The sequence below is a fragment of the Halomonas sp. IOP_31 genome (genome assembly GCF_021151495.1).
In the GTDB taxonomy this organism is placed as follows: domain Bacteria; phylum Pseudomonadota; class Gammaproteobacteria; order Pseudomonadales; family Halomonadaceae; genus Modicisalibacter; species Modicisalibacter zincidurans.
Genome location: NZ_JAIRBP010000028.1, coordinates 21,614 through 42,170 on the forward strand (window position 1 = coordinate 21,614; position 20,557 = coordinate 42,170).

Annotated in this window: 20 protein-coding genes and 1 pseudogene; 3 read left to right on the top strand and 18 right to left on the bottom strand. The window is 63.9% G+C overall.

The annotated features are described in order from the left end of the window. Nucleotides 1-2: 2 nt before the first annotated feature. From K7I12_RS13430 to K7I12_RS13495, 14 genes and pseudogenes are all read right to left on the bottom strand, one after another. A complete protein-coding gene (locus K7I12_RS13430) occupies nucleotides 3-1,796 on the bottom strand; it encodes a DUF3141 domain-containing protein (protein WP_231664419.1) in 1,794 nt (597 codons plus the stop codon). A gap of 18 nt (nucleotides 1,797-1,814) precedes the next feature. Then, entirely contained in the window at nucleotides 1,815-2,396 is a 582-nt protein-coding gene (gene petA, locus K7I12_RS13435; RefSeq protein ID WP_231664420.1) for a ubiquinol-cytochrome c reductase iron-sulfur subunit, read from the bottom strand. Next, nucleotides 2,393-3,598: a Na+/H+ antiporter NhaA gene (gene nhaA, locus K7I12_RS13440; RefSeq protein WP_231664421.1), complete on the bottom strand. Its 1,206-nt coding sequence runs from the start codon at nucleotides 3,596-3,598 to the stop codon at nucleotides 2,393-2,395. Before nhaA ends, petA begins: the two co-directional genes overlap by 4 nt. Nucleotides 3,599-3,623: 25 nt before the next feature. Further along, nucleotides 3,624-4,283: a methyltransferase family protein gene (locus tag K7I12_RS13445; RefSeq protein WP_092848845.1), complete on the bottom strand. Its 660-nt coding sequence runs from the start codon at nucleotides 4,281-4,283 to the stop codon at nucleotides 3,624-3,626. After that, nucleotides 4,276-4,536 carry a DUF2933 domain-containing protein gene (locus tag K7I12_RS13450; RefSeq protein WP_092848848.1) on the bottom strand — a complete coding sequence of 87 codons (261 nt, stop codon included), beginning with the start codon at nucleotides 4,534-4,536 and terminating at the stop codon, nucleotides 4,276-4,278. Before K7I12_RS13450 ends, K7I12_RS13445 begins: the two co-directional genes overlap by 8 nt. Nucleotides 4,537-4,538: 2 nt before the next feature. Next, nucleotides 4,539-4,949 (bottom strand): HAD-IC family P-type ATPase, encoded by a 411-nt coding sequence (locus K7I12_RS13455; protein WP_442908060.1) that lies wholly within the window; start codon nucleotides 4,947-4,949, stop codon nucleotides 4,539-4,541. Between the two features lie 178 nt (nucleotides 4,950-5,127). Further along, complete coding sequence (locus K7I12_RS13460; protein ID WP_031383376.1) at nucleotides 5,128-5,439, bottom strand: alcohol dehydrogenase catalytic domain-containing protein; 312 nt, start codon at nucleotides 5,437-5,439, stop codon at nucleotides 5,128-5,130. A 259-nt stretch (nucleotides 5,440-5,698) separates the two neighbouring features. After that, nucleotides 5,699-5,989 (bottom strand): annotated as a pseudogene (locus K7I12_RS13465) (molybdopterin-binding protein); the annotation flags it as partial. Nucleotides 5,990-6,098: 109 nt separating this feature from the next. Further along, nucleotides 6,099-6,914, bottom strand: a complete 816-nt coding sequence (locus tag K7I12_RS13470; RefSeq protein ID WP_231664422.1) for a peptidylprolyl isomerase — start codon at nucleotides 6,912-6,914, stop codon at nucleotides 6,099-6,101. Nucleotides 6,915-6,985: 71 nt separating this feature from the next. Beyond that, on the bottom strand, nucleotides 6,986-7,663 hold the full coding sequence (gene narI / locus K7I12_RS13475) for a respiratory nitrate reductase subunit gamma (RefSeq protein ID WP_231664423.1): 678 nt from the start codon (nucleotides 7,661-7,663) through the stop codon (nucleotides 6,986-6,988). Between the two features lie 17 nt (nucleotides 7,664-7,680). After that, nucleotides 7,681-8,418, bottom strand: a complete 738-nt coding sequence (gene narJ, locus K7I12_RS13480) for a nitrate reductase molybdenum cofactor assembly chaperone (RefSeq protein WP_231664424.1) — start codon at nucleotides 8,416-8,418, stop codon at nucleotides 7,681-7,683. Continuing rightward, nucleotides 8,411-10,039 (bottom strand): nitrate reductase subunit beta, encoded by a 1,629-nt coding sequence (gene narH / locus K7I12_RS13485; RefSeq protein WP_231664425.1) that lies wholly within the window; start codon nucleotides 10,037-10,039, stop codon nucleotides 8,411-8,413. Before narH ends, narJ begins: the two co-directional genes overlap by 8 nt. Nucleotides 10,040-10,265: 226 nt before the next feature. Further along, nucleotides 10,266-11,663: a NarK family nitrate/nitrite MFS transporter gene (locus K7I12_RS13490; protein ID WP_231664426.1), complete on the bottom strand. Its 1,398-nt coding sequence runs from the start codon at nucleotides 11,661-11,663 to the stop codon at nucleotides 10,266-10,268. Between the two features lie 68 nt (nucleotides 11,664-11,731). Further along, entirely contained in the window at nucleotides 11,732-13,084 is a 1,353-nt protein-coding gene (locus K7I12_RS13495) for an MFS transporter (protein ID WP_231664427.1), read from the bottom strand. A gap of 330 nt (nucleotides 13,085-13,414) precedes the next feature. Between K7I12_RS13495 and K7I12_RS13500 the strand changes: the two genes are divergently transcribed. Both K7I12_RS13500 and narL read left to right on the top strand, forming a co-directional pair. Next, a complete protein-coding gene (locus K7I12_RS13500; protein ID WP_231664428.1) occupies nucleotides 13,415-15,253 on the top strand; it encodes a type IV pili methyl-accepting chemotaxis transducer N-terminal domain-containing protein in 1,839 nt (612 codons plus the stop codon). Then, entirely contained in the window at nucleotides 15,250-15,891 is a 642-nt protein-coding gene (narL, locus tag K7I12_RS13505) for a two-component system response regulator NarL (RefSeq protein ID WP_231664429.1), read from the top strand. Before K7I12_RS13500 ends, narL begins: the two co-directional genes overlap by 4 nt. Before the next feature lie 6 nt (nucleotides 15,892-15,897). On the opposite strand, the gene K7I12_RS13510 is transcribed toward narL, so the two are convergent. The 3 genes from K7I12_RS13510 to K7I12_RS13520 form a co-directional block, all read right to left on the bottom strand. Continuing rightward, the gene (locus tag K7I12_RS13510; protein WP_231664430.1) at nucleotides 15,898-16,113 is read right to left on the bottom strand and encodes a DUF2945 domain-containing protein; all 216 of its coding nucleotides are present in this window, start codon (nucleotides 16,111-16,113) and stop codon (nucleotides 15,898-15,900) included. A gap of 58 nt (nucleotides 16,114-16,171) precedes the next feature. Then, nucleotides 16,172-16,576, bottom strand: a complete 405-nt coding sequence (locus K7I12_RS13515; RefSeq protein ID WP_231664431.1) for a ribonucleotide reductase subunit alpha — start codon at nucleotides 16,574-16,576, stop codon at nucleotides 16,172-16,174. A 183-nt stretch (nucleotides 16,577-16,759) separates the two neighbouring features. Beyond that, on the bottom strand, nucleotides 16,760-17,104 hold the full coding sequence (locus tag K7I12_RS13520) for a carboxymuconolactone decarboxylase family protein (protein ID WP_231664432.1): 345 nt from the start codon (nucleotides 17,102-17,104) through the stop codon (nucleotides 16,760-16,762). 318 nt (nucleotides 17,105-17,422) lie between these two features. Here K7I12_RS13520 and K7I12_RS13525 point away from each other — a divergent pair, with 318 nt between their 5' ends. After that, complete coding sequence (locus K7I12_RS13525; protein WP_231664433.1) at nucleotides 17,423-19,084, top strand: Na+/H+ antiporter; 1,662 nt, start codon at nucleotides 17,423-17,425, stop codon at nucleotides 19,082-19,084. 83 nt (nucleotides 19,085-19,167) lie between these two features. On the opposite strand, the gene hmpA is transcribed toward K7I12_RS13525, so the two are convergent. Next, nucleotides 19,168-20,352, bottom strand: a complete 1,185-nt coding sequence (hmpA, locus tag K7I12_RS13530; RefSeq protein ID WP_231664434.1) for an NO-inducible flavohemoprotein — start codon at nucleotides 20,350-20,352, stop codon at nucleotides 19,168-19,170. Nucleotides 20,353-20,557 lie beyond the last annotated feature (205 nt).

Below are 20,557 nucleotides of genomic sequence, written 5' to 3' on the forward strand. Positions count from 1 at the left end.
GGTCACTCGTTCTCGCTCCACCATCCCCCGCCGTAGAGGCTGCGAAACCCCATCTCGTACATGCTGTCGCGGGTCGTGCCGGCAAGCTCCAGCGTCGAGGCGATAGAGTCGCTCACCAGCGTCTCCCATTGCCGATAGGGGGTGTCACTATCGACCGGCGCCGGCGCGGTCTCCACCATCTCGGCCAGCCACTTCACTCCGGTCATCCAGGGGGAGAAGCGTTCCGAGAACATCAGCCGGCTGGTCCGCGCCGGATGCAGTTGTCGCAGCGCCTCGGCGGACCAGGGGGTGGTGTAAAACCGCACCCAGGGCCCGACGAAGGTCTCGTAGAGGGCCACATTGTGCTCGGAGAGCGCTCGCACCCGATCGAAGGCCGGGGCCTGGTCGGGATAGTCCAGGTCTTCCACGCGGCGCTCCTCGAAGCGCACCTGGAACTGGGGCTTGTGACAGTCGGGGTCGCCGGTGGGGTTGTCGATGCGCATCTCGTAGAGGCCAGGGGCCAGGTCATTCAGATTGCCGACGCTCTCGAGGATCGCTCGGTGCTCGAGGCGCGCCACCTTGGAGGAGACGAAGATGCCCAGATGCCCGACGTGGGGATTGAGCAGGTAGACGATACGCTGGTCGGCGGCCTTGAGTGCCGCGGTATCGGGATAGACCGCGGGGATCCAGTTGAGCGCCTGATGGGGCGGGGTGATGTTGTCGCCGCCGGAGGCGAAGATCACCAGGGGGTTGCGGATGCGCTTGAGGTCGACGCTACAGCCGGGGCAGAGCTCGAGCTCGCCACGCTCCAGCTTGTTGCCAACGAAGAAGTTCTCGACGATGGCAACGATCTCTTCCTTGCTCAGGCTATAGAACCCCGTCCACCAGCGCTCGAACTTGAGGAAGCGTTCGCGCTGGCCGTCGATGTCGGCGAACAGCTGATAGTCCTTCTGCCACAGGGTATTCGCCGGCTTGAGGGCTTCGAAGTTGGTGGCGAGGTTCGCACCGTCGAAGCGCCCGTCTCCCAGGTCGGCCATCAGGTGCGTCAGCCAGGCACCGCCCAGCAGGCCGCCGGCGAGGCGCATGGGATTGACGCCGGATTCGCCGGACCAGTAGGAGAGCGGCGAGCCGTTCAGCACCGCCGGCCCGACCAGACCCTCGCAGTCGGCGGAGAGCAGCGCGATGGCCCAGCCCGCCTGGCAGTTACCGTAGAGCACCGGCGGCTGGCCGGGGTGGCGCTCGGCCAGCGTCTCGACGAAGCGGCGCAGGACGTGCAGCACGTCCTCCAGTGTCTGGCCGGGGACGGGCTCGGGGAAGAAGATCACGAAGTAGACCGGGTGTCCCTCGTGGAGCGCCATGCCCACCTCGGAGTCGCGCTTGAAGCCGCCGATGCCTGGGCCGTGGCCGGCACGCGGGTCGACGATCATCACCGGCGGCCTAGTCTCGTCGAGGCAGTCCTCTAGGCAGTCCTCGCCGACCCGGGTGATGCGCAGCAGGGCATAGTTGGCGGGGCGCGCCAGTCGACGGCCATCCACGAGCATCTCGTAATCGAAGTCGAGCAGTGGCGGCTTGCCCGCCTGCTCATGCTCGAGCATGTTGTCGGCGCGCTCACGCAGCGTGTCCAGGTAGCGTACGCCGCGTCGCCACAGGTCGGTCTGATAGGCGAGTAGCTCCGTGGCCGGGTGGCTCGGGAGGGTGCCTTCTTCGGGCTCGGGTGCGGTCATCGGGGCGTCCATCTCTGGTGGGGCGGTGGGTTGGCGCTTGCGCGGGGCTTTACGCGCCGCGGGGGGCTTGGTGGTCGATGTCTTGGCGGTCATAGTGGATACCTCTCAGTGTCAGGATGTCGTTGGCTTCGGGGCGACGCCGATCTCGATCTGGTGATCGGACAGGAAGCGGTACGGCGGGACCTCCAGATTGATCGGGGCCGGCACCGCCTTGAACACGCGTCCGGCGAAGTCGAATCGGGAGCCGTGGCAGGGGCAGAAGTAGCCGCCCGGCCAGTCGTCGCCGACCGAGCCTGGCTCCGGTCGAAACAGGGGCACGCAGCCGAGGTGGGTACAGATGGCGATGACCACCAGATACTCCTCCTCGAGCGAGCGCAGTGGCCCGGTGATATAGGCCGGCTGCTGTGATTCCACCTCGGCGAGGGGATCGCGAAGTCGGCCGGAATCCGTTAGCGTCGCCAGTCGCTCGAGGATCGCCGGGGTCCGACGCAAGACCCAGACGGGCTTGCCGCGCCATTCCACGGTCAACTGCTGCCCCGGCTCCAGCTTGTCGACGTCGACCTCGACGGGGGCTCCGGCGGCCCTGGCGCGGGCACTGGGCAGCCAGGAGGCAATGAACGGCACGGCCGTGAAGGCCGCCCCGACGCCGCCGGCCACCACGGTCGCGCCGACGAGAAAGGGTCTGCGTTTCATGACAACCTCCCAGGATCGATAGTCGAATCCTCCGCCGGTGGTGCAGACTGCCGGGGCAGCGTCGCCGCCAGCACCGCAGCGCCGACCAGCGCCGCGACGGCTGAGGCGAGTAACACGCCCTGGCGGGCCGCGGTCAGGGCCGCCGGGGTGTCGAAGGCGAGCCCGGCGATGAACAGGCTCATGGTGAAACCGATACCCGCCAGCACGGCCACCCCGTAGAGGTGCCACCAGCGAACCCCGGCGGGCATCCGCGCGAGGCGCAGCCGGATCGCCAGCCAGGCGAAGGTGAACACCCCCAACTGTTTGCCCAGCAAGAGACCGAGGGTCACCCCGAGGAAGACGTTGCCGAAGCCCTCGCCTCCTGCTCTCACCGCGATCCCCGCGTTGAAGAAGGCGAACACGGGCACGACGCCGAAGGTGACCCAGCGCCTCAGATCATGGTAGGTGCGATCGAGTGGGGAGCCTTCCCGGTGGCCATCCCGCGTCCTGGCGGGAATGGCCAAAGCGATCACGACCCCGGCCAGGGTCGCGTGAACCCCGGACTTGAGTACCGCGACCCACAGCACCAGCCCCAGCAGCACGTAGGGCAGGGCGCGCATGACACGAAAGCGATTGAGGAGTACGAGGCCGGCGAGGGCGGCACCGGCGATGAGCAGTGCCTCCCCGACGAGGCGCTCGGTATAGAACAGCGCGATGATCACGATGGCACCGAGATCGTCGAAGACCGCCAGGGCCATCAGGAACACCCGCAATGCCGGGGGCACGCGCTCGCCGAATAGCGACAGCACCGCCAGGGCCAGCACGATGTCGGTGGCGGTGGGCACGGCCCAGCCGTGGGCGGCGATCCCTGCGGTGCCGTTGACGATCAGGTAGACCAGCGCCGGCAGCAGCATGCCACCGGTCGCCGCGATCGCCGGCAATGCCACCTGCCGGGCCGAGCCCAGCAGACCACCGAGCATCTCGCGCTTGAGTTCGACGCCCATCAGCAGGAAGAAGAACACCATCAGCCCGTCGTTGATCCACAGGATCAACGGCTTGTCGATGCCCAGGGTGCCGACCTGCAGCGACACGGGGGTATGGTGCACCAGTTGGTAGAAGTCACGCAGTGGCGAGTTGGCGAGTATTAGCGCCACGAGCATGGCGCCGACGGTGACCAGCCCCGCCGCCCGTTCTTCCTTGCCCTGTTGCGCCAACGTCGTCACGGTGGATAATCTCCTGAAGGTCGACCTAGGCGCGCCAATCGCTCGTACGCGCTGTCCGCCACTGGGGAATGAATCGTGGCGTGTGTGTCGCATAGGCTTGCCACGCCTCACCGAACCGACGCGCTACCTCGCGCTCTTCGTGGATCGCCAGTCGTGAGTACATCCACACCAATACCGGGAACATGACCAGGGTCAGCAGGGTGGGCCACTGCAGCAGGAAGCCGGTCATCACCAGCACGAAGCCGGCGTACTGCGGATGCCGGACATGGGCATAGAGCCCGGTGGTGGCCAGTTCTCCCCGCCGCTGGGCGGCATAGAGCACCCGCCAGCCGGCGGCGATGAGCCAGAAACCCGCGACGATGAATACCATGCTCAGGAGGTGGAACGGCCCGAAATGCGGGTTGGCCTGCCAGCCGAAGAGCATCTCCAGTAGGTGGCCCGAGTCGTGGGCGAACCAGTCCACCTCCGGGTAGCGCGACTGCAGCCAACCGGAGAGGAAGTAGAGGGTCAGCGGGAAGCCGTACATCTCGGTGAACAGCGCCACCAGGAAGGCGCTGAAGGCCCCGAGCGAGCGCCAGTCGCGGCGCGTCTGTGGCTTGAAGAAGCTGAAGGCGAAGAAGATGAAGATCGCCGAGTTGAGGATGACCAGGCTCCACAGGCCATAGGACGGTATCTCGCTACTCATCGCGATCCTCCTTGTGCGGTGCCTGATGGTCGCCATTCGTTCCGTGGCCGCCGTGTCCACCATGCCCGCCGTGCATGAACACATGCATCAGCAGACAAGCACCCAGCAGGATCACCCAGGGCAGGGCACCGAGCAGATGCACTCGGTGCTCCTCCCAGAGCAGGAAGACCACGGCCGCCAGGGAGAGCCCCACGACGATCCAGAAGCGAAGCTTCCCTGGTTGCCGGTCTAACCAGCGCTGGTCGTTGGCCATGCTCAGATCCTCACCCGGCGCAGGCGCAGCGAGTTCAAGACCACCGATAGCGAGGAGGCGCTCATCGCGAAGGCGGCGAAGATCGGCCCGATCAGGATGCCGAGGAAGGGATAGAGGATCCCGGCGGCGATCGGCACGCCGGCCCCGTTGTAGATCAGCGCGAAGAACAGGTTCTGCTTGATATTGCGCATGGTGGCCAGCGACAGCTTGCGGGCACGGACGATGCCGTCGAGGTCGCCCTTGACCAGGGTGAAGCCCGCGCTCTCGATCGCCACGTCGGCACCGGTGCCCATGGCGATGCCGACATCGGCCTGGGCCAGCGCTGGGGCATCGTTCACTCCGTCGCCGGCCATCGCGACCTTGCGGCCTTGTTCCTGCAATTCGCGGATGATGCGGGCCTTGTCCTCCGGCATCGCTGTCTCCCACTTGAAGTCAATCACCCGTTTTCAAACACATGTCCTACGGAAGCGTCCCGGTCGCTAGCAATGTCCTTGATAACCCAATAGACGGTTCAGTGTGCTGAGCGTTACAGTACGTTCGGCTTTTGCGGAGTATTAACTTTGCCTTGCCTGGCCATCGCTCGTCGACTTTTCAGTCGAAGCCTAAGTAAGGGCCCGACGCCTGGAATGGTCTAACACTAGTGATGCAGGAGATAAGCACCTGATCGCCCGGCTTGAGACTGCTGAGGCTATCGCCCACCTCCTCGATGGCGCCTATCCCCTCGTGGCCCAGGGTACGGCCGGCTTCAACTGCGGGGACATCGCCTTTCAGGATATGCAGGTCGGTTCCGCAGATGGTGGTATGCGTCAACCGAACGATAGCATCCGTGGGTTTTTCGATACCGGGGCGGGGCTTGTCCTTCCAGCTTCGTTGGCCCGCTCCTGCGTAGACAAGCGCTTTCATCGGTCTGGTACTCCTGTTGACGGCCTGAAACGTGGCCGGTTACCACCATGAGTATAGCTGTAGCGCGCCGACAGGAACTGATCGATATCAAGCTTGATGCAGTACACGCAGCGGAAATCGCAGCGATCGGTCACGGTAAGGCGCAGGTAGCGGATATGACGGCCGAAGTCACCCACTAATGTAGCCATGTTTCACCTTCGATTGGACGGGGAGCGATGCGTCAGACGGTGAATTAGCAGGCCGGGGGGAGGGTATCGCTTCATGCTTGCCGCTCCGCGGCGGCTCGCGGCTCGCGGCTGCCACAGGGCGAGACCTCGGGGCGCACCATGGCGACGAAATTGCAGGGCCGGGCGCGTGCGTCGAGCTGTGCGGCAAGGATACCGTCCCAGGCGGTGACGCAGGCCTTGGGCGAACCCGGCAGGGCGAACACCAGGGTGCGGTTGGCCACGCCGCCGACGGCTCGCGACTGGATCGTCGAGGCGCCGATATCGCCATGCGAGAGTTGCCGGAACAGCTCGCCGAAACCCTCGATGGGCTTGTCGAACAGCGGCACGAAGGGCGCATCGGCCTGAACGTGGGCCATGGAATCCTCCTCGGCCACCCGCGGGTGGCGGTAATATGGCGGTAATATGACGTTACGCAATGCGTCTGTGAATGGCTTACTGCATCAGGGCGCCGGCGCTCTCGTCGTCCAGCGCCACGCCGCTGACGCCCAGCCGCGCTTCCAGCGCCAGCAGGTAGTGACGCAGTGCGCGGCGCGTGGCTTGCTCGCGCAGGGTGTGACGTACCCGCTCGGCGGCATCCGCGTAGGGCAGGGTGTGGCCGCCCTCGCGGCAATCGATGCTTACCACGTGCCAGCCGTAGCGCGAGGCCAGCGGCCGGTCGTGCAATCCTTCGGGCAGGCGCTGCAGGGCGCGGTCCAGCTCGGCCACGGTCTGTCCCGGCGTCAGCCAACCCAGTTCGCCGCTGTCCTCCTTCGAGGGGCAGGCGGAGTGGCGCTGGGCGAACTCGGTGAAGCGCTCGGGAATCGCCTGCAACTCGGCGATGAGTGTCCCGCCCAGATGGTACTGCCGGTCGCGAGCCTCGGCATCGTCCGGCGCAGCCGCCAGCAGGATATGGCGAACAGCCATTCGAACCGGCTCGCAGAAACGCTCGGCGTTGGCCTCGAAGTAGCGTCGGCAGTCGGCCTCGTCGGGCTCGGGAACGTCCAGTTCCGCGTCCAGCAGGGCGGCCAAGGCCATCTCTTCACTCGCCTCGACGTCCCGGTCCAGCTCGTTACAGCGTTGGCGCAGCAACTCGCGCACCACCAGCGCACGGGCGGCCTCGCGCTGGGCCGCTTCCACGGAGTCGGCCTGGTGGTACTGCATTTCCTGGGCGATCTCTTCGGCGGGTATGTTCACGTCGCCGACCCATACCGGTGGTATGGCCATCGTCTGCGCGTTGGCGGGCAGGCTTTCGAGCGGAATCAGTTGCATGATAATCAAACCTCAAAGGGAAGCTGGGCTGCGAAGGCCAGGCCAACACGGCCTGGCCGTACAGGGCAGGCTCAGGCCCGGCGGCGCACGATCTGATAACGGCGACCGAGATAACCCAGCGGGGCGCTCCATACGTGCACCAGGCGGGTGAACGGGAAGACCAGCACGATGGTCAGCCCCACCAGGATGTGCAGCTTGTAGATCAGCCCGACCCCGGCGAGATACTCGGCGGCGCCGCCCTGGAAGAACACGATGGCCTGGGACCAGCGGGCGAGCTCGAGCATCACGCTGCCGTCCAGGTGGCCCAGCGCCGGGATGATGGTGAGCAGCCCCAGGATCACCTGCACCACCAGCAGCAGGATGATGACGCCGTCCATCGGGCCCGACGAGGCCTTGACCCGCGGGTTGGTCAGGCGCCGCCAGGCCAGCATGCCCCCGCCGACCAGGCACATCGCCCCGGCGATGCCGCCCACCACGATGGCGACCATCTGCTTGGCGCCGGCGCTGATGAACGGCGCATAGACCCAGTGCGGAGTCAACAGGCCGATCAGATGGCCGAAGAAGAGCACGATGATGCCGATGTGGAACAGATTGCTGGCCAGGCGCATCCTGTGCTTGGAGAGCATCTGGCTGGAGCCGGTCTTCCAGGTGTACTGACCATGGTCGAAGCGCAGCAGGGAGCCCGCCAGAAAGATCGTTCCGGCGACGTAGGGATACAGGCCGAACAGCAGTACATTGAGATAGTTCATGACGGCAGGTTCCTGAATTAGTGGCCTAAAGTGGCGTCAACGACGGGCGGTACGATGCGGATCGGCATGTCGGCCTGGGATTGACGCTTGAGTTCCGCCTGGCGACGGCCGGTGGCGGACTGCAGCGCGCAGTCCTCGTCGGACGTGGCATTGAAGCGCACGGCTTCCTCTTCCCATACCGCGTCGAGGGCGGCGGGGGTGTCGTCGCGCGCTTCTTTCTTGACGGCCTCGGCGTGCTCTTCGATGGCGGTATCGGCACCGAGCATGGCCAGCAGCGCGGTGGGCACCAGGGCGTAATCGGACTCACGCTCGCGAAGCCGGGCGGCGAGCAGGCCCAGGATGTGCGCGATGTCGCTCAGTTGCTGGGCAATGTCGGTTTCTTCGCGGGTCGACAGGTACTCGAGGAATACCGGCAGATAATCCGGCAACTCGCGGGCGCTGAGTTCGAAACCGGCCTGGCGATACTGATCGAGCAGGTCGACCATGGCCTGGCCGCGGTCGCGGGATTCGCCGTGAACGTGTTCGAACAGCAGCAGCGAGGTCGAGCGACCCTTGTCGAACAGCGCCACGTAATCGGCCTGGAGATCGAGCAGATCGCTGCTGGCGATACGCCCGATCCAGCCATGCAGCGCGGCGCGCTGCGGATGGCTCAAGTGGGCCTCGTCGGCGATGACGGTCTGCATTTCAGTGGCGGCCTGCTGGAGTTCCCGGGTGGGGTAGTCGAGCAGGCGGGCAAGGACGATCAGGCTACGCATTGGACTCTTCCTCCGGCGCGGGACGTTTCGGGGCCGGTGTCGGCGTGAAGTGGTTGACGGCATCGGACGTGGCCGGTACCGCGGGTTCGTCATCGCGGTGGGTCATCGGCTTGACCAGCGTGGTGGTGTGCTTGCGCCCGCCGAACAGGCTGGTGTCGCTATCGCCGCCGTGGCAGCCGTTGCCGAACGAGAAGCCGCAGCCGCCGCGCTCGGGGAAGGCTTCGCGGGCTTGCTCACGATGACTGGTGGGGATCACGAAGCGATCCTCGTAGTTGGCGATGGCCAGGTAGCGGTACATCTCTTCGACCTGGGCTTCGGTCAGCCCCACCGCCTCGAGCACGTCCTCAGCTTTACGCCCTTCGACCTGCTGGGCACGCTTGTATACACGCATCGCCATCAGGCGCTTGAGCGCGAGCACCACCGGCTCCTCCTCACCGGCGGTGAGCAGGTTGGCGAGATAACGAACCGGAATGCGCAACGATTCGATGTCGGGCAGCACGCCGTCACTCTCGATGTGCCCGGCCTCGGCGGCGGACTGGATCGGCGAGAGTGGCGGTACGTACCACACCATCGGCAGGGTGCGGTATTCCGGGTGCAGCGGTAGCGCCAGACCCCAATCCATGGCCAGCTTGTAGACCGGCGAGGCCTGGGCGGCCTTGATCACGTTCTCGGGTATGCCATCGCGTTTGGCCTGGGCGATCACTTCGGGGTCGGAGGGGTCGAGGAAGATCTCGCGCTGGCGGTGGTACAGGTCACGCTCGTCGGGCGACGACGCCACTTCCTGGATGCGATCGGCGTCGTAGAGCAGCACGCCCAGATAGCGGATACGGCCGACGCAGGTCTCGGAGCAGATCGTCGGCATGCCGGACTCGATGCGCGGATAGCAGAAGATGCACTTCTCGGACTTGCCGGTCTTCCAGTTGTAATAGATCTTCTTGTACGGGCAGCCCGAGATGCACATGCGCCAGCCGCGGCACTTGTCCTGGTCGATCAGCACGATGCCGTCTTCCTCGCGCTTGTAGATCGCGCCACTCGGGCACGCCGCCACGCACGTCGGGTTGAGACAGTGCTCGCACAGGCGCGGCAGGTACATCATGAAGGTGTTCTCGAACTGGCCGTAGATATCGGCCTGGACCTGCTCGAAGTTGTTGTCCTTGCGGCGCTTGGAAAACTCGGTGCCGAGGATCTCTTCCCAGTTGGGGCCCCATTCGATCTTGTTCATGCGCTGCCCCGTAATGGCGCTGCGCGGGCGCGCCACCGGCTGGTGCTTGCTTTCGCCGGCCTGGTGCAGGTGCTGGTAGTCGAAGTCGAACGGCTCGTAGTAGTCGTCGATCTCGGGCAGGTCGGGGTTGGCGAACAGCTTGGCCAGTACCCGGTAGCGGCCGCCGATACGCGGCTGGATGGAGCCGTTCTTGTTGCGCAGCCAGCCGCCTTTCCACTTCTTCTGGTTCTCCCACTCCTTGGGGTAGCCGACGCCGGGCTTGGTCTCGACGTTGTTGAACCAGGCGTACTCGACGCCTTCGCGGCTGGTCCAGACGTTCTTGCAGGTCACCGAGCAGGTGTGGCAGCCGATACACTTGTCGAGGTTGAGGACCATGCCCACCTGTGAGCGAATTTTCATATCACGGTCTCCGCGGTAGTTGTGTCTTCAACCAGTCGGCAGCGGTACGTCAGGGCCAGGCGGTGTCGCCGGTTCAGGCCGCTGCGCGATGTCTCTCTGGACCCGTTGAAGCGTCTTTTCGAAAGCCACTTTGGGGCTTTTGGCGAGTCAAGTTTTTGACTCGAATCAAGTCATGGCGCCGCCGCTCGGCGCCGGAGCGCTGCTTCAGTCATGCGGTCGAGCTGGATCAGCAGGGCGTCTCGGCATTCCTGCGGGTGTAATAGAACCAGGTCAGGCCCATGCAGAGCGCGTAAAAGGCGATGAAGCCGTAGAGTGCCGATTCCGCTCCGCCGGTCAACGCGATGGAGCTGCCGAAGGTCTTGGGGATGAAAAAGGCACCGTAGGCGGCGATCGCCGAGGTGAAGCCGATGGTTGCCGCGGATTCCTTGTCGCTCTGCTGACGCTGCGCTGTGCTATTCAGTGACGGCATCAGGCGCGCCACCTCCTGACGGAAGATCTCGGGGATCATCTGGAAGGTGCTGGCGTTGCCCACCCCGGTAAAGAAGAACAGCAGCAGGAACATGGCGAAGAAGCCCCAGAACGCGCCAGGCTGGTCCTTGATGCCGAGGAAGAACAGCACCCCGGCGACACCGGCGATCATCCCCGCGAACACCCACAGCGTGACCCGAGCGCCGCCGAAGCGGTCCGAGACCCAGCCGGTGCCGGCACGCGACAGCGCCCCCACCAGCGGCCCCAAGAAGGCGAACTTGAGTACGTCGACCTCGGGGAACTGATTGGATGCCAGCAGCGGAAAGCCGGCGGAATAGCCGATGAAACTGCCGAATGTGCCGGTATAGAGCATGCACATCAGCCAGTTGTGCTTGCGCTTGAAGATGACCGACTGATCCTTGAACGAGGAGCGCGCGCTGGCGATGTCGTTCATGCCGAACCAGGCGGCCGCGGCGCCGAGCAGGATGAACGGCACCCAGATGAAGCCGGCGTTCTGCAACCACAGGCGCTGGCTATCCCCCAGCATCTGCGGCTCGCCGCCCAGCGCCCCGAAGACCCCGGCGGTGATCACCAGCGGCACCACGAACTGCATGACGCTGACCCCCAGGTTGCCCAGGCCGGCATTGAGCGCCAGGGCATTGCCTTTCTCGCGCTTGGGGTAGAAAAACGAGATGTTGGCCATGCTGGAGGCGAAGTTGCCGCCGCCGAAGCCGCACAGGAGCGCCACGATCAGCATCACCAGATAGGGGGTATCCGGGTTTTGCACCGCAAAGCCGATCCACAGCGCCGGCAGGGCCAGCGAAGCGGTCGAAAGCGCGGTAAAGCGTCGGCCGCCGACGATCGGCACCATGAAGCTGTAGAAGATGCGCAGCGTGGCACCTGACAGGCCCGGCAGCGCGGCCAGCCAGAACAACTGGTTGGAGGTATAGTCGAAACCCACCTGGGGCAGCTTGGCGACCACCACCGACCAGACCATCCATACGCAGAAGGCCAGCAGCAGACAGAAAATGGAGATCCACAGGTTGCGGGTGGCAATGGACTTGCCGATGCTCCCCCAGAACTCGGTGTCCTCGGGTCGCCAGTCGGTGAGTACCCGCGACTGCTCACCTTTGTGTAGCGTGTTGTCCATGGACATGCTCGTTATCTCCTGATAGTTGCTCTTGGCGACCGGGGCCCAGCGCTCCGGTTGCACCGTTTTCGTGGTTAGGGTCGGGCATCCGTCTCCCCGGTCTTGCGGCGGTTTCCGTCCGTCGAGTCCTGAACTTCCGGCAGGTACCGGTAGCGCTCCTCCGAGAGCTCGGGGATGTGCCGGCGCTCCATGCGTCGGATCGCCACGTGCATCCAGACCAGGGAAACGGCAACGAGCACGAACATCACCATGTAAGAGGTGGTCCAGACGCCGGTGAGGTCGAGCACGATTCCAAAGGTGATGGGCAGGAAAAAGCCGCCTAGACCGCCGATCATGCCCACCAGGCCGCCGACGGAGCCGACGTTATTCGGGTAGTAGACGGGGATGTGCTTGTAGACGGCCGCCTTGCCCAGGGACATGAAGAAACCGAGCAGCACCGTCAGCACTACCACGCCCCATAGCGGCATCGCCAAGCTGAACTCGATCAAGCCTTCCTTGCCCTGAACGGCGTATCGAGTCTCCGGGTAGGCGAGCAGGAACAGGCATACCAGCGAGACGATGAAGGTCAGATACATGACCGCGCGGGCACCGAAACGGTCGGAGAGGTAGCCGCCAAAGGCCCGGAACACGCTTGCCGGCAGCGAATACAGTGCCGTGAGAGTGCCGGCGACCGCGATGCTCACATCGTAGGCGCCGACGTAGTAGCGTGGCAGGTAGGAGGCGAGGGCGACGAAGCCGCCAAACACGAAGAAGTAGTAGAGCGCGAAGCGCCATACCTGGGGATGACGCAAAGGCTCGAGTTGGGTAAGCGCGGAGGTGCCACGGGTGCCGGCGCGGCGACGGGCCATCGTCATCGGGTCTTCCTGGGCGAACACCCAGAACACCACCGCCATGATCGCCAGAACCACGGCGTAGATCACCGCAGTGCGTTCCCAGCCGAGGGCGATCAGCAAGAACGGGGCGCCGAAATTGGTGACCGCCGCGCCCACGTTGCCGGCGCCGAAGATTCCCAGCGCGGTGCCTTGGCGCTCTTCCTCGAACCAGTAGGAGGTGTAGGCAATCCCCACGATGAACGATCCGCCCGCCAGACCCACACCGAGGGCGGCGATCAGGAACATCCAGTAGGTCTCCACGTAGGAGAGCAGGAATACGCACACCGAGGTCACGAGCATGAGGATGCTGAATACCCGGCGGCCACCGAGCTGTTCGGTCCAGATGCCGAGGAAGATCCGGCTGATGGAGCCAGTCAGCACAGGGGTTGCGACCAGGATGCCGAACTCCGTCTCGCTGAGGCCGAGATCCTGCTTGATCCTCACGCCGATAATCGAAAAAATCGTCCATACCGCAAAGCACACGGTGAACGCTAAGGTACTCAGTGCCAGTGCCCGGTATTGATCGGGCCTCGTTACGCCTTCCAGGTTCTTCATGATGGCTTTCCTGTCACGAGTGAAATGATCGAGCGGGAGTCAGGGTGGGCACGGATAATCGCTTGACGTGTTGGCTTGCCATCGCGAGCCCGCCCGGCGGAACCTGTGGCAACCATAGGCACGATGCACAGGGGCGTTGTTGACTCGAATCAAGGGAATCCACAGGGGCGATGGGCAGGCGGGTTCGGCTGGTGCTCGGCTACTCCTTAAGAGGTAGCCGGGTGTCTTTACAATATATTGTTTTAAAAGAATTTTATTGAGAGGTGGGGGTGCGCCGGTGCTCGCTGAATCATCACAGGGGCATTGGGGGTAGTCCTGTCCGGAGTGAACATGGAGCTATCGCTTACCCGCTCGCTGATCTTTCGAGCCGGCCTTACCATGGCGGGAATCGTCATTCTCGCCCTGATCAGCATGCTCGGGTCGATCATGATCGCCGAGACATCGAGTGGCGATGCCGCGGCCATCAATCAGGCCGGCTCGCTGCGCATGCAGGCCTACCGTCTGCTAAGCACGCGCCTGCAGACAGCGGAAAGCGACGACGTGTTGCGACAACAGCTCGAGCGCTTCGATGCCAGTCTGACCGGCCCGGCCATCACTTCGCTGATTCCCGACGATCCGCAGCATCCACTGACCGAGCGGTACGCGGCCGTGACCGAAATGTGGAAGGGCATGCTGCGCCCGGCCCTGCTGAAAAATATCGAACAGCGCCCGCCACAGGTATTGATCGACCAGACCGCCGAGTTCGTCAGTGCGGTGAATGGCCTGGTCAGTCAGTTGCAGCAGGAAGCCGAGTCGCGCATCCAACTGCTGCGCCTGCTCCAGGGCATCGCTCTGTTTCTGACCTTGATTGTGGTGATCGGCGCCATGTACAAGCTGGTCAATGACGTGATGCCGCCGCTGCGTGAGCTGTTCAACGTGGTCAATCGGGTGCATCACGGCGATTTCGAGGGGCGCCTGGCTTACGCGGGCAATGACGAGCTGGGCCTGATCTCGCGCACCATCAATCAGATGAACGAGAGCCTGACGCAGATATATGCGCAGCTCGAGCTGCGGGTGGAGACCAAGACCGCTGAGCTCAAACGCAGTAACGAGGCGTTGCGCCTGCTCTATCAGGCCGCGCGTCAGCTCAACAGCTCGACCCCCGGCAGCGAGGATTTCCGTGACGTGCTCGAGCATCTGGAGCAGGTCACGGGGCTCGGCCCGATCACCCTGTGCCTGTCGCAGGGCGAGGCCGAGCGCGCCTATCAGCGAATCTCGACCCAGTTGGGCGATCGCCCCGATTTCTGCCAGGCTCCCGACTGCGGCCCCTGCCTGAGCGGCGGGCGCGTGCCGCCGCGGGTGCGCCCGGTGGTGGTCAGCGAATCCGGCCGCCGCTATGGGGTGCTGTTGATGCAATATCCGGCGGGTAATCCGCCGCTGCGCCGGCAGCTGGAGCTGGTCGAGACCGTGGCGGGGCTGATCGCGACGGCCCTGTCGCTGGCCCAGAACAACGACGAACAGCGCCGCCTGGCATTGATGGACGAACGCGCGGTGATCGCCCGCGAACTGCACGACTCCCTGGCCCAGTCGCTCTCCTACCTGAAGATCCAGGTGGCGCGCCTGCAGGCGCTGATTCGTCAGCAGGGCTCGTCGACCGACCAGGAAGCGGTCATCGACGAGCTTCGCGAGGGGCTGAGCTCGGCTTACCGGCAGCTGCGTGAGCTGCTCAACACCTTTCGCCTGCAGATGGCCGAACCGGGACTCGAGGCGGCGCTCAACGAGACGGTGCGCGAGTTCGCCCAGCGCTGCGATCTCAAGATCTTGCTCGAGTACGAATTACGGCATTGCCCGCTGACCCCCAACGAGGAGATCCATGTGCTACAGATAGTGCGCGAAGCGCTTTCCAACGTGGTCCACCACGCCAAGGCCGAAAACTGCGATATCCACCTGCAGACCACCGATTCGGGCCAGGTCAAGGTATGCATCCGCGACGACGGAGTGGGGCTGCCGGCGCAACACGCGCGGCCGAATCATTACGGCACCACGATCATGAGCGAACGTGCGGCGGGCCTGGGCGGCACGCTGGATATGCACAATCGAGACGAGAGGGGGACGGAGGTCACGCTGTGCTTCACCCCGCAAGTCACCACCGGGAGTGAATCCGTCAATATGCTGGGAGGCGCGGGATGAGCGAGACACGCATCCTGATCGTCGACGATCACCCGCTTTTCCGGCGCGGCGTGCGCCAGCTGGTCGAGATGGACCCGGACATGGTCATCGCCGGCGAGGCCTCCAACGGTATCGAGGCCGTCGAGGTCGCGGGCACACTCGATCTCGACCTGATCCTGATGGATATGAACATGGCCAAGATGGATGGGCTCGAGGCGCTGCGCCAGATGCGCAGCAACGGCATCGATACGCGCATCGTGATGCTTACCGTTTCCGACGCCGACGATGACGTGGTCGCCGCGCTGCGCGCCGGCGCCGACGGCTATCTGCTCAAGGACATGGAACCCGAGGACCTGCTGGCGCGTATCAAGGAGGCGGCCGAGGGCAAGCTGGTGATCAGCCCGCAACTCGCCGCCATCCTCGCCGGCATCGTCAGCGGCGGCCGCGCCGCGCCCGCCGATGCGCTATCGACGCTCACCTCGCGCGAGCTGGATATCCTGCGTGCATTGGCGCGCGGCATGAGCAACAAGATGGTCGCGCGTCGGCTCGACATCACCGAGGGTACGGTCAAGGTTCACGTCAAGAACCTGCTCAGGAAGCTCGGCTTGCGCTCGCGGGTGGAGGCGGCGGTGTGGGCCGTCAACCACGGGGTCTCATGAGTCCGATTACTCGTCGACTTTGCTCAGCGTGGAATCCTTATGCATGGCGATGTGATCGGTCTTGTCACTTTCGATCTCGTATTGTGGCTCGTCCTCGCTGGCGCGACGCTTGTGTCCCTTGTATTCGGTGTCGCGGGTATGGACGCGAATTATCCGCCCGCTGACGTAACCCGCTTCCGAGTTCCAGCGGACGTGATCGCCGACCTTGAAACGCTTTGCCATGTTCGTCCTCCACAGCCTGAATCGATGAAGTCACCATCCCCAGCATAGACCTGCCGGGCTACTGAATGTCGACCGCATTTCCCTGACGGTCGAACGCCAGGAAGTTACCGATGCTGCCCATCTGCAACGCCTCGACCATGCGCTGCAGGGGTCGCTCGGCGTCTTCGCTGGTCGGCGGATTCACGCCGTCGCCGGCCAGGGCGGCGACGAAGACGATATCCCAGGTTACGCCGGTGCGTTGGGATTCGAGGACCAGCGACTGAATGTCGCTCAGTTCATCCAGCGTCTTGTCGACGCAAAGAGCCGGTGTCAGCACGCCGCCTTCGCCCTGTTCGAAGCGCTCGCGCTGCTGTGCGTCGGGATTGTCGGGTAGCTCGGCCTTGGCGAACACGAACAGCAGGCGCTGGGGGTCGGGCTGCTGGTGCGCCTCGGTGAGGAGTTCGGCGTAGTTGGCAATGGCCATGAGGGATTCCTTGAGAGAGCGATGACGTCCCTGCACTCGAGTCGGCCCTGCAAGGGTAGGTGTCGAGGCAAGGTACGGACCGGCACTCTGTGGGTTTCGCGGCATAGGGGTATTGATCACGATCAATCCGGCCGCATCTGGCTGTGGGCTCGCCACGGCCCTGGGCGTCCCGGCCAGGCTGGCTCAGGAGCCTCGTGCGGCATCGGCCGGCGCCGGGTCGGTAACGTCCTCGATCCAGGTCAGTGCCGCCACGGCCTGCGGAAAGCCCAGGGTAGGAATCGAGAGTAGGGCGACCTGCTTGAGCGCTTCGGGAGAGAGCGACTCGTCCAATGCCCGGCGCGTATGGGAGTGCACGGCGCCTTCGGAGCCTGCCCCAATGGCCAGCGCCAGCTTGACGAGCCGGCTCGTTGCCTTGTCCAGAGGGCCGGCCTCACTACACGCCTTGCCGAGCTCGGCGTAGGCCTTCCATATCTCCGGGTGACGCTTGGCCACTTCCCCTGCCTCGGAGGGCAGTTGCTGTTGATCCATAGTTAGGCTCCCTGTCAGTGCTTGATTGCTGCTAGCCATACGACCTGACTGGCTAGCGTCCACAGCATAACGTTTGCCCTGTGGCGCATGAAACCGCTGCCCGCAGACAAACCCCGTCCCGCTCGGATGACTTCAGTCAAGACAGGCCGATTCTGTACCGACACCACGTAACGGAACACTGTTTTGGGAGTAAGCTATGCAGCCATCCTCCTGCACGCCGTGGCGGCAGAGGACATCAGGCAATGTCGGCACGCTAGCGCCCCTCACGATTATCGCCGAAGGGCTACAGAGACGCCGTGTGGCAGCCGATAACGACTGGTGAAAACACTCCCTGGTTACCTATCTGGCCTCGCCGACATCATGGATATACTCAATCTCATTTTCCTGCTCACCTTGACCGTCGGCATCAGTCGAATACTGGCCAATGTCGTTCCCTTGCCATTGCCTATCTTGCAGATCCTGCTGGGCAGCCTGTTGGCCTCGCCAATTTTCGAGATGGAAGTCGAGCTGGATCCCGAAATCTTCATGATGTTGTTCATTCCGCCGTTGCTGTTCTATGACGGATGGAAGATTCCCAAGAAGGAATTCACCGAGCATGGCGGGCAGATCGCTGCCATGTCGTTGCTGCTGGTGTTGGTCACGATCGTGGCGGTCGGCTATTTCATTCACTGGTTGATACCGTCGATTCCGCTGGCGGCCAGCTTCGCGCTGGCCGCGATTCTTTCTCCCACCGATGCGTTGTCGGTGATCGCCATCGCTCAGGGGCGTCTGCCACGCCATATGTCGCATCAGCTGGAAGGCGAAGCGATGATGAACGACGCGACGGGCCTGGTCTCGTTCAAGATCGCCGTCGCGGCGGTCATCACCGGTAGCTTCTCGCTGCTCTCGGTGTCCGGTGAATTCCTGCTGGTCGCGCTGGGGGGGCTGTTGATCGGCGGCGGGCTGAGCTGGTTGGTCGGCAAGTTCAAGCAGTGGATGACCGCGCGTAACCTCTACGATCCGGCGACCTACGTGGTGACTATCCTGTTGCTGCCGTTCGCCGCGTTCTTTCTTGCCGAGCATGCCGGCATGTCGGGCATTCTCTCGGCGGTGGCTGCCGGCATGGTGCAGAGTCGCGTCGACATGCTGCCGGTGAAGACCAGCACTCGCATCCTCAACCGCAGCATGTGGGAAATGCTCGACTTCGTCTTCAATGGCGTGGTGTTCCTGCTGCTGGGGTTGCAGTTCCCGGGCATCGTCGAGCGTGTCTGGGGAGCCGCAGGCAATCCGAGCCATGAGATGACCACCCTGGTGTTCTTCGCCGTGGTGATCATGGCGCTGCTGATCGCGATTCGTTTCGCCTTCATTTACCTCTATCACTGGGCGGAGACCCGCCTGCTCAAGCTGCGCGGAAAGAGCGGCGAGAGCCAGCCGCTGCTGCTGATCACCGCACTCAGCTCGGTGGCCGGCGTACGTGGAGCCATTACCCTGGCCGGTGTGCTTTCGGTGCCCCTGTTCGTCAACGGGACGCCGTTTCCCGGGCGTGATCTGATGATCTTCCTGTCGGCTGCGGTGATTATCCTATCGCTGCTGGTCGGTGCGTTGGGGATTCCTTTTTTCCTGAGATTCCTGTCGTTGAACGATCTCGAGGAGCACGAGCGCGAGTTGCTGAAGGCGCGGCATATCGCCTCTCAGGCCGCTGTCAATTGGTTGGAAGAGTGGTCGCAGGCGCAGGCGCATGACGAGCCCGAACTGAAGGGCTCGGTCACGGCCCGGATCATCGATTCCTACCGGCAGGAGATGCAGGCAATGGCGATGGAGCGTGACGACCGGGCAAACCAGGCGCGTCAGCTTCACGTGCTGGAAACGGATTTGCGCATGCAGGCGATCCAGGTCCAGCGCAAGGAACTCTACCGGCTGCGCAAGCGACGCCACATCGATGAGCAGATGCTGCAGACCTTGATTCGCGAACTGGATTACGAAGAAGCCGCACTGCAGTAAGTCGGCAAAGTAGTAAGCAAACAAAGCCGGTCGCCATGGCGACCGGCTTTTTTTCATCCCGGCTGTGACGTCGGGATAGCGATTCAGGCGGCGTGCAATGGCCGAGATGGCCCGAAGTGCTCGTAGTGACGCCGTTCGGCGGGCACGCCGAGCGCCTTCAGTGCCTCGTCGACCGCGGTCATGAACCCCTGGGGACCGACGAAATAACACTCGGGCGAATCAACGGGAAGGTAACGCTCGAGCAGCTCACGATTGACGCGGCCGATGTGGTCGGCCCGGTCGTCTCGTTCGCCCCGTTCGTAGAGTGTCACCGATGTCAATATGCCGGGGTAATCCTCCTTGGCCAAGGCATCCAGTTCATCGGCGAAGGCGTGATGCTCGCGTTCCTGGGCCGCGTGGAGATAGACGACCTGGCGACCCTGTTCGAGCGCACGACAGGCCATGGGCAACATGGGCGTCTGGCCGACGCCGCCGCTGATCAGCATCACCGGGGCGGTGGTCTCGTCGAGAATCAGCTGCCCCGCGGGCTGGAGAAGTTCCAGTTCGTCGTCGACCGCCAGCTCATCGTGAAAGTGTTGGCTGACCCGGCCGCCGGGCTCGCGCTTGATCGAGATGCGATAGCTTTTTCCGTTGGGAAAGCCGGACAGGCTGTAGTGGCGATGCACCGGTTCGCCATCGATGGTCAGCTTGACGCCGACGAACTGGCCCGGCTGGAAATCGGCGACCGCTCCGCCATCGACCGGTTTCAGCACGAATGAGCGAATCACCGCGCTTTCCTGACGGGTCTCGGCAATACGGAATCGCCGCGTGCCCCGCCAGCCGCCGGGGCGTTCGGCGAATTCACGGTAGCTGGCTTCCTCCAGCTCGATCAGCAGCGTCGCCAGTTCCTGATAAAGGGCGCCCCAGGCATCCGCCACCTCGGCCGTGACCGCATCGCCCAGAACCTCGCCGATGGCCGCCATCAGGCATTCGCCGACGATCGGGTACTGGTCGGGCCGTATCCCCAGCGACACGTGCTTGCTGACTACCGTGGCGAGCGTCGTCCTGGCTTTCGCGGGGTCCTTGCGCAGCTGCACATAGGCCAGTACGGCGCTGGCGAGCACCCGGGGTTGCCCGCCATCCGCCTGGTGGGCCTGATTGAACAAGGGGGTGACTTCTGGATAGCGCTCGAACATCAGCGGGTAGAACCGCTGAGTAATGGCATCGAGATGTTCCGCCACGACCGGTGCCGTGGCCTCGATGATCTGCTCCTGGGCATTTGTCAGCATATTACAACTCCTTTCAAGCTGGTCTGTCTGGGGTGATTCGATCGGGTCGCTGTAGGACGCGATGGGCCGTGCCCATGTCTTCAACCCGAGGCTAAATTCATTGACTGAGAGCAGTCGAAATCGGCAATGCCATCAAGCAGCGCCGAGCCTGCGATGGTGCGAATTCGCCCGGTTGCCACGGAACGATTCGCCGTCATGTCAGTGA